Origin of the sequence: Massilia luteola, from assembly GCF_034420155.1 — a bacterium.
In the GTDB taxonomy this organism is placed as follows: Bacteria; Pseudomonadota; Gammaproteobacteria; order Burkholderiales; family Burkholderiaceae_D; genus Telluria; species Telluria luteola.
Genome location: NZ_JAXOFN010000018.1, coordinates 102,909 through 115,654, shown reverse-complemented (window position 1 = coordinate 115,654; position 12,746 = coordinate 102,909). Strand labels below are relative to the sequence as shown.

Here is a 12,746-nt window from a genome sequence, read left to right as displayed (position 1 = left end):
GGCCGCCGCCGGCTGTTGCGCCGCGCCGAACGGACTTTTCCATTTCTCCGCATTTATCCTCGGGGCGCGAATGGCCACAATGCATGGGACGGCGACACCCGTCGCCGCCCATTCATGACGAGGACCATCCATGCCATTCGCAAATTTCAAATTCCCCGAAGGCGTCGTCGACGCCGCCCGCAAGGAAGAGATCATCCACCGCACGACGGCCATGTTCGTCGAGTATTTCGGCGAGCAGGTGCGGCCCTACACCATGGTGCTGGTGGAGGAGGTCGCCGACGGCGGCTGGGGCCGGGCGGACGAGACGTTGACGCTTGCCAAGATGGGATTGGCCACCGCCGCCGCTTGATTGCGCATGCAATGCAAACGGCGCGCCGCGGTGCCGTGCTTTTCGGTAGCATGGAATCAACTACCACTTGGTCCTGCTTCGATGGCGACCCAACCCTCATCCGTCGCGTCCTGCGTCGACGACGTGCTCATCACGGCGGAGCTGGAGCGGCGCCCGCGCCGGGCGCCGGATCACGCGGCCGAGAACCGCGCGATGGCCGCGCTCGCCAGGCAACTGGCCGCCGATCCGCACGGCGTGCCACAGAAACTGGCCGAGCTGGTGCTTGAGCTGTGCGACGCCGACTCGGCCGGCATCAGCCTGCTGGAGGAGCTGGATGGACAGCGGGTGTTCCGCTGGCATGCGGCGGCCGGGCTGTTCGCGGAGCACCTGGGCGGCACCATCGCGTTCGACCGCAGCCCGTGCGGCGTCGTAGTCGACCGCAATCAAATCATGCTGATGCGGTACGGCGAGCGCTGCTTCGAGGCAATGGTGGGCTTCGACCCGCCCCTGATCGAAAGCCTGCTCGCGCCATGGGCGGCCGAGGGCCGCGCACTGGGGACCGTGTGGGTGATCAGCCACCGCGAGGAGCGCCAGTTCGACGCGGAGGACGCGCGCGTGCTGCGCAACCTGGCCGATTTCGCGGCCGCGGCGTACCAGGCCATCGTCGCGTTCGAAGAGACGGCCGAGAGCCGGCGCGACCTCGTGCGCGCGGCCGAGGAACGCACGCGCGTGCTGGCGGGGCACAACCGCATGCTCGAACACGAGATCGCCCAGCGGCGCCAGGCCGACGACGCGTTGCGCGCCAGCGAGCAGCGCTACCGCGACCTGCTCGGCGCGATTCCCGCCGGCGTCGTCGCGTGCGACGCGGCGGGCACCGTCGTGTTCCACAACGCGTGCGCCGACCGGCTGTGCGGCGGGCCGCCCGGCGAGACGCCGGCCTGCTGGGGGCCGGCGGCGTGCGCCGTGAACGGCCACCGGCTGGCCAATTTCACGACGCCGCTGCAAGACGTGCTGGCCGGGGGCGAGGCCGTCGTCGACCGCGAACTGTCCATCGAGCGGCCGGACGGCAGCCGCATCGACGTCCTGCTGAACATCACGCCGCTGCGCGACCACGCGGGCGCGCTCGGCGGCGCCGTCAACATCGTGCAGGACATCACGGCGCGCAAGCGCGTCGAGGAAGAACTGCGGGCGTCGGAACTGCGCTTCCGCACGCTGGCGAGCACGGTGCCCGTGCTGATCTGGCAGAACGACGACCAGGCCCGCAACGTGTTCGTCAACCAGTACTACCTCGACTTTTCCGGCAGGGCGTTCGAGGACCTGATGGGCGTGGGCTGGCACGCGCTGGTGCATCCGGACGACGCGCCGGCCTACATCGCCGACTACATGGATGCGGTGCGCACGCGCCGGCCCTGGCGCAACCTCGACCGCCTGCTGCGTCACGACGGCCAGTGGCGCTGGTTCGACAATTACGCGCAGCCGCTGTTCGCGCCGGACGGCAGCTACGCGGGCCACGTGGGGGCCTCGCTCGACATCACGGACGCCGTGCTGGCCGAACAGGCGCTCAAGGAGACCGACCGCCGCAAGGACGAATTCCTGGCCGTGCTGGCGCACGAACTGCGCAACCCGCTCGCGCCGATCAGCAACGCCGTGCACCTGCTGCGCCATCCGGACGGACGGCGCCGCGCCGACCGGCTGGTCGAGATGCTGGGACGGCAGGTGCGCCAGATGATCAAGCTCGTCGACGACCTGCTGGAGATCGCTCGCATCACCCGCGACAAGATCGAACTGCATCCGCAGCCGCTGCTGCTGGCCGACGTCGTGCACGGCGCCGTCGAGACGAGCCGGCCCCTCATCGACCAGAACCGCCACCAGCTGGACGTGCGCCTGCCCGACGAGCCGCTCACGCTGTACGCCGACAGCGTGCGCCTCACGCAGGTCCTCGCCAACCTGCTGAACAACGCGGCCAAGTACACGGACATGGGCGGCCGCATCGAGCTGGCCGCGCGCCGCGTCGGCGCCGAGGTCGAGATCGCGGTGCGCGACAACGGCATCGGCATCCCGCCCGGCCACCTGCCCGACGTGTTCGACATGTTCACGCAGGCGCACCGGGCGGCCGGGCGCGGGCAGGGCGGGCTTGGGATCGGCCTCGCGATGGTGCGCGGCCTCGTGCAGATGCATGGGGGGACCGTCGAGGCGAAGAGCGCCGGCGCGGGACACGGCAGCGAATTCGTCGTGCGCCTGCCGCTGGCGGACGCGCACGACGCGGCCGACGACGGCGCGGCGGCGGCCGGCACGGCGCCGCTGGCCGGGCAGCGCATCCTCGTCGTCGACGACAACCAGGACGCGGCCGACACGCTCGCCATGCTGCTCGAAGCGGACGGCGCCCGGGCGCGCGCCGTGTACGACGGCGCGGCGGCGCTGGCGGCGCTGCCCGGCCTGCGTCCGCACACGGTCCTGCTGGACCTGGGCATGCCGGACATGGATGGCTTCGACGTGGCGCGCCGGATCCGCGCCGATCCCGCCTGGTCCGGCGTGCGCATCGTCGCGCTGACCGGGTGGGGACAGGAGCGCGACCGCGAACGCACGCGCGGGGCCGGGTTCGATTTCCATCTGACGAAACCGGTCGACCTGGCCATGCTGCACGCGTGGCTGGGCACGTCCCGCGCCCACGAGGCGTTACCCGGGACGTAGCCGGAACGCCTTGCGGTACGCCGCCGGCGACGTCTGCAGCGCGGTGCGGAAGTGCTGGCGCAGCGACAGCGCGGAGCCGAAGCCCGCTTCCTGCGCCACGACTTCGACGGCGGCATCGCCCGTCTCCAGCATCCAGCGCGCGTGCGCCAGCCGCTGGGCCAGCAGCCATTGCTTGAACGACGTGCCCGTCGCCAGGCGGAAGTGGCGCGTGAAGTTACGCCGGCTCATGGCGGCGCGCCGCGCCAGGCCGTCGATGGCGTGGTCTTCCCCGAGGTGCCGCGTCACCCAGTCCAGCACCGCGGACAGCCGGCCGTCCGTGCCCGACACGGGCAGCGGGCGCTCGATGAACTGGGCCTGGCCGCCTTGCCGGTGCGGCGCCACCACGAGCATGCGTGCCACGTGGTTCGCGGCGTCGGCGCCGCACAGCCGGCGCAGCAGGTGCAGGCAGCAGTCGATGCCGGCGGCCACGCCGGCCGACGTCAGCACGTCGCCGTCGTCCACGTACAGCACGTCCGGATCGACTTTCACGCGCGGATGGCGGCGCGCCAGTTCGGGCGCCACGGCCCAGTGGGTGGCGGCGGTGCGGCCGTCCAGCAGGCCGGCTTCGGCCACCGGAAAGGCGCCCAGGCACAGCGCCACGATGCAGGCGCCGCGTCCGTGCGCCGCGCGCAGGGCGTCCAGCAGCGCGGGCGGCGCGGGGCGGCAATCGTCGTACCAGGCCGGCATGACGACGATGTCGGCGTGCGCCAGCGCTTCCAGGCCGTGGCGCGGCACGATGGTAAAGCCGGCGCTCGTCGCCAGCGGCGTTTCCGGGCCGGCGCCGCACACGGTCAGTTCGAAGCGGGAGCGCGCGTCCGCGCCGGGGCGGCCGCTGAACACGAGGCAGGGCACGGACAGGTGGAACGGCGTCATGCCGTCGAAGGCGATGACGGCCACGCGGTAGGAAGGGGCATCGGATCGGGTCATGGCCCGATTATATCGAAAGGTGTCCTGTGGGCCACTGTCGGGTTGTCCGCCGCGCCGCGAGAATGGCTGCACACCCACCGCAAGGAGCCGCCATGCAACTCACCCAGATCCGCAACGCCACCCTGCTCGTCGACTACGCCGGCAAGAGGCTCCTCATCGACCCGCTGCTGGCCGGGCGGGGCGCCTACCCCGGCTTTGCCGGCACCGCCAACAGCCACCTCGCCAATCCCCTCGTCGACCTGCCCGTGCCGCTGGCCGCGCTGCTCGACGTCGACGCCGTCCTCGTCACCCACCTGCACCTCGACCACTGGGACGAGACGGCGCGCCGCGTGCTGCCGCGCGGCCTGCCGGTGTTCGCGCAGAACGGGGCCGATGCCGACGCCATCCGCGCCGACGGCTTCACGGACGTGCGGCCGCTCGCGGCGGACCGGGAGACGCCGTTCGACGGCATCCGCATCGCCCGGACCGGCGGCCAGCACGGCAGCGATGCCGTCATGGCGGCGATCGGCGCACGCATGGGCGAGGTGTCCGGCATCGTGCTGCGCCATCCCGACGAGCCGACGCTGTACATCGCCGGCGACACGGTGTGGAATGCGCACGTGGCGGCGGCGCTGGAAACGTACGATCCGGACGTCGTCGTGCTGAACTGCGGCGACGCGCAGGTGCCGGGCCTGGGCGCCATCATCATGGACCTGGACGACCTGGGCCGGGTTGCGCGCGCCGCGCCGCGCGCGGCCATCGTCGCGAGCCACCTGGAGGCCGTGAACCACTGCATGCTGTCGCGCGCCGACCTGCGCGCCTGGCTGGACCGGCAAGGCCTGCGCGCGCGCGTGAGCGTGCCCGAGGATGGCGAGGCCCGCGCGTTCCAGCGGGTGCGCGAACTACGCCCCGCTTAACCAGGCCGCCAGCGCCTGCAGGTCGACCGGCTTGGTCAGGTGATGGTCGAAGCCGGCCGCGCGCGTGCGGGCGCGGTCGGCCTGCTGGCCCCAGCCCGTGAGGGCGACGATGCGCACGCGCGTGCCGCCCGCGGCGCGCATGGCGCGCGCGACGTCGAAGCCGTCCATGTCCGGCATGCCCAGGTCGAGCAGGACGACGTCCGGCGCGAACGGCGCCAGGCTCGCCAGCGCGGCCGGTCCGCCGTACACGGCCCGCGCCCGCGCGCCGTGCGATTCGAGCAGCAGGGCCAGCGTGTCGGCCGCGTCGGCGTTGTCGTCGACGACGAGGATGCGATGGCCGGCCAGCGTGCCGCACGGCGTGTCCGCGCGGGCGCGCGGCGCGGTCTCCGGCAACAGCGGCAGGCGCACGATGAATTCGCTGCCCTGGCCGGGGCCCGCGCTGTGCGCTTCCACGGTCCCCTCGTGCATCTCGACGAGCTTGCGCACGATGGCGAGGCCGATGCCCAGGCCGTCGCCGCCGCCCTTGTCGTTCAGGTGCGGCTGCGCGAACATGTCGAACACGCGCGGCAGCTGGGCGGCCGGGATGCCGCGGCCGTTGTCGGCCACCGTCAGCGCGACGCTGGTCCCGCAGCGCTGCGCCGACAGCTCGATGCGTCCGCCGGCATCCGTGTACTTGGCGGCGTTGTTGATCAGGTTCGTGAGCACCTGCGTCAGCCGCACGGCGTCGCCATGCACGACGAGGGGCTCGTCCGGCAGCGCGACGTCGAGGCGGTGGCCGGCCCGCTCGAACTGCGGGCGGCTGGCGTCGACGGCGTCGCGCACGACGTCGGCGAGCGGCAGCGGGCACCTGGCCAGTTCGATCTTGCCGCGCGAGATGCGCGCGATCTCCATCAGGTCGTCGACCAGCTTGACGATCTGCCGCACCTGGCGCTCGACGATGCCGAACAGGCGGTCGGTCGCCTGCGGGCCGTCGGAACGGCGCAGCAGCTGGATCGCGTTGCTGATCGGCGCGAGCGGATTGCGCAGCTCGTGCGCCAGCGTGGCGAGGAATTCGTCCTTGCGCCGGTCCGCTTCCTTCAGCGCCTGCTCGGCGCGCACGCGCTCGATCGCGGCCCACGTCCGCTCCGCGACCTCGCGCACGAGGTTCACTTCGGCGCCGCTCCAGTGGCGCGGCGCCGCGTGATGCACGCAGAACGCGCCCGCGACGCGGCCGCCGGACAACAGGCCGACGCCGACCTGGGCCGCGATGCCGGCGCCGACCCAGCTCGCGCGCGTGGCGCCGTCCACCAGCGGGTCGCGCGCCATGTCCTCGACGACGAACGCTTCGCCCCGGTCGAATGCGGCGAGCGCGCGCACGCCCAGCGCGGGCAGCGGATACGTGCCGGCCAGCGACGCCACGCCGTCCACGTGGTCGCGCCGGATGTGGACCCGGCCGTCCTCGAATTCGCCGATCAGCACGCGGCTGGCGCCCAGGTGCGCGCCCAGCATGCGGGTGGCGGTCGCCTCGATCGCATCGGGCGCGTCCAGCGAGCGCATGGCGTCGGACAGGCGCAGCAGGAAGGCCGCGCGTTCCTCGCTCTCGCGCAGGCGCGCTTCCAGCAGGCGCCGGCCGGTCGTGTCGCGCGAGACGCCCACGACCTGCTCGACCGAGCCGTCCTCGGCCAGCACCGGGCCCCAGCGGAACTGGAAATAGGCGCTCGTGCCCGTGGGGCTCGTGAAGAACACTTCGTCCTGGATGGTGACGCCGGTGCGGAAGATGGTATCGAGGTGCTCGTCCAGGCGCGCGGCCAGGTCGGCCGGGTGGTCCAGGTCGGCGAAGCTGCGGCCCAGCAGGTCTCCCGCCCGCGCCCCGAACAGTTCTTCCATCGCGCGGTTGACGTAGACGAAGCGGTGCGTGCGGTCGAACGCGTACACGAAATCGGGCAGCGCGTCGAGCGTCGTCGCGACGAAGCGCGACTGGCGCGTCAGCGCCGCGTGGGCCGCTTCGCGCCCGATCTCGGCTTGCGCGCGTTCGACGGTGGCCCAGGTGCGCTCGGCCGTTTCGTGCATCAGGGCCAGGTCGGCGTCGCTCCAGGCGCGTGGCCGGCCGTGGTGCGCGAACAGGATGGCGACGAGACGGCCGTCCTTCACGAGCGGCATGTCCGCCACCGCCGCCGCGCCGAGCGCCGCATGCGCCGCGCGGGCGGCGGCGTCCAGCGCCGGATCGGCCTGCACGTCCGGCCGCACGACCGGGCGGCCCGTGCGCAGCGCGTCCAGCAGGCCGGCGCCGTAGTCGGCGTAGCGCAGCTTGTCCGCGAGCGCCGGCGCGGTGGCGCCGTCGGCGCAGGTGACGATCAGGTGCTCGCCGTCGCCGCAGTCGGCCGCGTAGCCGATCCGGTCGACGCCGAGCTGTTCGCGCAGCACGCGCGCGGCTTCGGCCTGGATGCGGCGCGGATCGGCCAGCGGGCGCAGCACGTCGTTCAGGCGCAGCAGGAAAGCCTGGCGCCGTTCGTCGTGGCGCCGCGTCGCGATGACGCGTTCGACGCGCCGGCCGTCGCCGTCCGGCGTCGTCACGACCCGGTGCGCGGCGGCGGCGAACGACGACAGCGCCGCCAGCAGGCGCGCATCCTCGGCGTCGAACCGGCGCGCGCGGTCGTGGGCGATGGCCCAGACGGTGCCGACCGGCCGGTCGTCGACCATCCACGGCACCAGCAGGCATTCCGCCAGCGGCGGACCGGCGCAGCGCAGCGCTGCGAAGCAGCGGTCCGGCGCGTCGAACAGCAGCGTCGTGTTGCGCTCGATGACGACGCCGCAGGGACTGTCCGCGCGCGGTATCGCGCTCCCGAGCACACTGGTGTGCGCGCCGGCCACGGCGGGCCAGCGGAAGACGTCGCCGTCTTCGCCGCGTTCCAGCACGCTGACGCCGGCCGTGCCGGCGCGGCACAGTTGCAGCGCGAGTTCGGCGAGCCGCTGCAGCACGCCGTGCGGATGCGTCACGAGTTCGCGGCTGAGGAGGGTGAGGGCGCGGCTCTCCGCGCGGTGGTCGGGCGCACGCGCCGGGCGGCGTGCGAGTTCGTGCGTGATCAAGACTTCGTCGAGGGTCGCCTCGACATTGCCCGTGTCGTTTTGCGTCATGTCTTCTCGTCCGTTGTTATGCCGGGCAGACTCTGTGCGGCTGGGCCGCGAACGGGAAGAATAGGGGCAGAGTGCCCGGCACGGCAAGTGAAAGATGAGCTGGCCCGGACTTGCGCTTGCGGCCGTGTTGCCGGCGCGACGATTTAAATTCCAGGCGGAAATGAAGCACGTCGACATGCCGATCGGTACCGGCGGCCGTCCCCGATTTGAGCGAACGGCGCCGTCCGGTACGCTGACGACGCAATGCGGGCTGGCTTGGCATCAGGTGTGACATTTGCGCAGCATAAGCCATGTTTTTCGCATAAAGAATGAATTCTCGCCAATTATTCCGCTGTAGAATGTTTCAGAAGTTTTATGTCGGTACGGGGTGTGCCCGTGATGCAACGGTTGTAGCGCCAGTGCACAGCCTGGTGGTAATCGGATAGAATCTTCTGAAAAGGCTGTGCGCTTTGACGAATTTGCTTGTCGCGGCGCCGGCATCGCCGGTTGTTCTTCGCCGTCCAGGCAAGGGTGCTCATGCTCAGTCAACAAGATCTTGCGGAAGAAGCGCGCATCGGCGCCCTGCACGCGCTGGGGGTGCTCGACACGCCCCAGGAAGACCGGTTCGACCGCGTCACCCGCCTCGCCGTGGCCGCGTTCAGCGTGCCCATCGCGCTCGTGTCGCTCATCGACCGCGAGCGCCAGTGGTTCAAGTCGCGCGTGGGCCTCGACGCCGCCGAGATGCCGCGTTCGCTCGCCCTGTGCAGCCACACGATTTCCCTGGACGACGCGCTGGTCGTGCCCGACACGCTGCTCGACGAGCGCTTCGCCGGCCACCCGCACGTGACGGGCGGGCCGCGCATCCGTTTCTATGCCGGCCAGCCGCTGCACAGCGTCGACGGCCAGCCGCTCGGCACCCTGTGCATCATCGATACGGCGCCGCGCGCATTCGGGGACGCCGACCGGCACCTGCTGGGCGACCTGGCGCGCCTGGCGCAGGATGAGCTGAACCGCGACGCGCTGATGGTCGCGCGCACCCGCGAACTGCACGACAAGAACGCCGCCCTCGAGCTGGCGATGCGCCTGCGCGGGACCGCCGAACGCGTCTTGCGGCAGAAGCAGGAATTGCTGGATGCGGTGCTGGAGACGGTGGACGTGGGCGTGGTCGCGTGCGACGCCGACGGCCACCTGACGCTGTTCAACCGCGCGGCGCGCGGGTTCCACGGCCTCGACGCGGAACACGGCCTGGCGCTGGCCGACTGGCCGGGGCACTACGACTTGTACGGCGAGGACGGCCTCACGCCCTTGAGCCCGGAACAGGTCCCGCTCGTGCGCGCGCTGCGCGGCGAGTGCGTGCAGGATGCCGGCATGACGATCCACGCGCCCGGCGCCGCGCCGCGCCGCCTGCTGGCGAGTGGCCGCGCGCTGCACGGCGCGGGCGGCGAGCGACTGGGCGCCGTCGTCGCCTTGAAGGACGTGACGGAACTGGACGCGTCGCGCGCGCGCCTGGCCGAGAGCGGCGAATGGCTGCGCACCATCGCCGACAACGTGCCCGCGCTGATCGCCTATGTCGACACGGACCTGCGCTACCGCTTCGCCAACGAGCGCTACCGCGAATGGCTCGGCGTGAAGAGCCAGGACATGATCGGCAGGACCGTGCTGGAATCGATGGGCGATGCATTTTATGCGCCGCGCCGCGAGGCGCTCGAACGCTGCCTGGGCGGCCACGCGTCGCACCTGGAGATCGAGGAAGTGCGCCGCGGCCGCACCCGCGTGGTCAGCTCGACCTACCTGCCGCACCTGCGCGACGGCGTCGTGCAAGGCATCTACGTGCTGTCGACCGACGCCACGGCGGCGCGCGAGTACGAGCGCCAGCTGCACGCGCTCGCGCATTCCGACCACCTGACCGGCCTGCCGAACCGGCGCAGCTACGAGGAACGCTTCGGGCAGGCCATCGCGCGCGCGCGCCGCGGCGCCACGCCGCTGGCGCTGGCCTATCTCGACGTCGATCACTTCAAGCAGATCAACGATGGCCTCGGCCACGCGACGGGCGACGCCGTGCTGCGCGAACTCGCGCGCCGCCTGGCCGCCAGCGTGCGCAGCACGGACACCGTGGCGCGCCTGGCCGGCGACGAATTCGTCGTCCTGCTGGAGCAGGTGGGTTCGCCGCTGGAATGCGAACGGATCGCGGCCAAGCTGCAGGACGCGATCCGCCCGCCGTTCGAACTCGACGGCCGCACCGTGCAGGTCACGAGCAGCATCGGCATCGCCTGGAGCGCGCGTCCGGAGCAGGCCGCGCTGGCCCACGTGGCGGACGAGGCCCTGTACCGGTCCAAGCGCGCGGGACGCGATACGGCGTCCGTGTTCGTCGCCGGCAGTCCGCCGCCGCACGGCCCGGTCGGATAGTCGTCCGCGCCGCTGCCGCGGACGCGGCCGCATCGTGCCGTGCGCCGGTGGACGCAGCGACGCGGCTAAGCTGGAGCCCCGCAGGATTCGGAGCACCGCATGCACAATTCCGATGACGGTGCCGGCCGCGGCACCGACCACACCGGCCCCGCACTGCCCGCGCTCGACGGGCCGCGCCGTCCATTGGTGGCGCTGACCATCGCGCTGCTGTCCTGCTTTTGCCTGTTGCTGGCCGGCCTGCAGGGCTGGAGCGCCTGGCACGCCTACCGCACCCGGCTTGAAGACAGCCGCGTCGCCACGGCCAACATGACGCGCGCGCTGGCGTCGCATGCGGAGACGTCGATCAAGCTCGGCGACGCCGTGCTGGCCGAGATGGTCGAACGCATCGAGCACGATGGCCTGGACGATGCCGCCACGGAACGCCTGACGTTGCGGCTGCGCGAGCTCACGCACGACGTCGGCGAACTGCACGGCCTGTTCGTGTACGGCCCGGACGGCAAGTGGCTGACGTCGTCGCTGCCGCGTCCCATGCAGGGCAATAATTTCGACCGCGAGTATTTCCAGTACCACCTGCTGCACCCCGGGCGCGGCACCCACGTGAGCGTGCCCGTGCGCAGCCGCTCGACCGGCGTGTGGATCCTGCCGCTGTCGCGCCGCATCGAGGCGCCCGACGGCACCTTCGCCGGGGTGGTGCTGGCCACGCTCAACCTGGGGTGGTTCGGCCGCTTCTACGACAGCTTCGACGTCGGCAAGAACGGCACCATCCTGCTGGCGCTCGACAACGGCACGCTGGTCTACCGCCGTCCGTTCCACGATGACCAGGTCGGCATGGACATCCGCAACGGCACCATCTGGAAGCGGGCCCAGCGCAGCAGCCAGCCCGGCTCCGCCGTGCTGGCGTCCAGGATCGACAACATCGAGCGCCTGTACAGCTACCGGCACCTGGCGGGTTTTCCGCTGTTCGTCGCCAGCGGGGAGGCCAAGGACGAGATCCTGGCCGGATGGCGCCGCAGCACGCTGCAGACGGGCGTGCTGGTGCTGGCGGCGATTTGCGTGCTGGCGTGGGGCGGCGTGCTCCTCGTGCGCCAGATCCGCGTCCGCGAGCGGCTCGAACACGACCTGCGCCGCGCGGGCGCCGCGCTGCAGCGCCACAACGAGTCGTTGCAGAACCTGGCCGACAGCGACGCCCTGACGAACCTCGCCAACCGCCGCCTGTTCGAGGACCGCCTCGTGCGCGAATACGACCGCGCCCGCCGCAACGGGGCGCCGTTCGCCCTCGTCATGGCCGACATCGACCATTTCAAGCAGTACAACGACCATTATGGCCACCCGGCCGGCGACGAATGCCTGCGCAAGGTGGCCGGCGCCGTCGCCGAAGGCGCGCGCCGTCCGGCCGACCTGGCCGCGCGCTACGGCGGCGAGGAATTCGCCGTCATCCTCGCCGATACCGACCTGGCCGGCGCCAACGCGGTGGCCGACCGGATCCGCGCGACCGTGGCCGGCCTCGACCTGCGCCATCCGGACAGCCCGTCCGGCCGCGTCACCCTGAGCATGGGCCTGTACGTCGGCCATCCGTCGCTGGCCGAGCGCAACGATCCGCTGGCCTGGGTCGACGTAGCCGACCGGCTGCTGTACGAGGCCAAGGACACGGGCCGCAACCGCGTCGTCGCGCGCGAGGGCCACGAGGCGGCGGCTTGAACCCTGCCGTGCGCCCCGCGGCGGCGGAAGGCCTACACTGGCGTGGAGCCCGCTCGGTGCGGGCATTGACGGCGCGCGATCCACGATGCGAACCACGGAAGCCAACGACTCCTCCACCCGGCACGGCAAGCGGACCCCGCTTCTCGACGACCAGTTGTGTTTTGCGCTGTACTCGACTGGCCTGGCGATGAACAAGGTGTACCGCAAGCTGTTGCGCAAGCTGGACCTGACCTATCCGCAATACCTCGTCATGCTGGTGCTGTGGGAAAACGACGAGCAGACGGTGTCCGAGATCGGCGCCCGGCTGTTCCTGGATTCGGCCACGCTGACGCCGCTCCTCAAGCGGCTGGAGGCGGCCGGCCTGGTGACGCGGACCCGCTCCGCCGTGGACGAGCGCCAGGTCGTCGTGGCCCTGAGCCCCGGCGGCCGCGCGCTGGAACGGGAAGCCGCCGCGATCTACGACGGCGTGCTGTGCGCCGCCGCGTGCGAGCCCGCCGAACTCGCGGCCATCAAGCGCCAGTTGGACATGTTGCGCGGCAAACTGGCCGACCATCCGTAGCGGCGTCGCGACGGCGTCGTGCCGTCATCGGGCCGCGATCCGGTCGCCCGCTTTGTTGTAACAACGTGAAACATCGTACGTATGTCGTGATGCGATCTTGAACACGAAC

General features: G+C 71.7%; 8 protein-coding genes. 6 read left to right on the top strand and 2 right to left on the bottom strand.

Annotated features, from left to right (window positions below):
- Positions 1 to 130: 130 nt before the first annotated feature.
- Entirely contained in the window at positions 131 to 349 is a 219-nt protein-coding gene (locus U9J41_RS18545; protein WP_322403646.1) for a tautomerase family protein, read from the top strand.
- Positions 350 to 430: 81 nt separating this feature from the next.
- On the top strand, positions 431 to 3,019 hold the full coding sequence (locus U9J41_RS18540) for a hybrid sensor histidine kinase/response regulator (protein WP_322403645.1): 2,589 nt from the start codon (positions 431 to 433) through the stop codon (positions 3,017 to 3,019).
- Here U9J41_RS18540 and U9J41_RS18535 read toward each other — a convergent pair.
- Positions 3,005 to 3,985, bottom strand: a complete 981-nt coding sequence (locus U9J41_RS18535; RefSeq protein ID WP_322403644.1) for a GlxA family transcriptional regulator — start codon at positions 3,983 to 3,985, stop codon at positions 3,005 to 3,007. The two genes, U9J41_RS18540 and U9J41_RS18535, sit on opposite strands and share 15 nt — an antisense overlap.
- Positions 3,986 to 4,077: 92 nt before the next feature.
- Here U9J41_RS18535 and U9J41_RS18530 point away from each other — a divergent pair, with 92 nt between their 5' ends.
- Positions 4,078 to 4,881 (top strand): MBL fold metallo-hydrolase, encoded by an 804-nt coding sequence (locus U9J41_RS18530; RefSeq protein WP_322403643.1) that lies wholly within the window; start codon positions 4,078 to 4,080, stop codon positions 4,879 to 4,881.
- Here the strand turns inward: U9J41_RS18530 and U9J41_RS18525 are convergent.
- Entirely contained in the window at positions 4,867 to 7,995 is a 3,129-nt protein-coding gene (locus U9J41_RS18525) for a hybrid sensor histidine kinase/response regulator (RefSeq protein WP_322403642.1), read from the bottom strand. The two genes, U9J41_RS18530 and U9J41_RS18525, sit on opposite strands and share 15 nt — an antisense overlap.
- 516 nt (positions 7,996 to 8,511) lie before the next feature.
- On the opposite strand from U9J41_RS18525, the gene U9J41_RS18520 reads away from it, so the two are divergent.
- From U9J41_RS18520 to U9J41_RS18510, 3 genes are all read left to right on the top strand, one after another.
- Positions 8,512 to 10,380, top strand: coding sequence for a sensor domain-containing diguanylate cyclase (locus U9J41_RS18520; protein ID WP_322403641.1), 1,869 nt, complete (start codon positions 8,512 to 8,514; stop codon positions 10,378 to 10,380).
- 99 nt (positions 10,381 to 10,479) lie between these two features.
- Entirely contained in the window at positions 10,480 to 12,078 is a 1,599-nt protein-coding gene (locus U9J41_RS18515; RefSeq protein WP_322403640.1) for a sensor domain-containing diguanylate cyclase, read from the top strand.
- Between the two features lie 85 nt (positions 12,079 to 12,163).
- Positions 12,164 to 12,637: a MarR family winged helix-turn-helix transcriptional regulator gene (locus U9J41_RS18510; protein WP_322403639.1), complete on the top strand. Its 474-nt coding sequence runs from the start codon at positions 12,164 to 12,166 to the stop codon at positions 12,635 to 12,637.
- Positions 12,638 to 12,746: the final 109 nt, after the last annotated feature.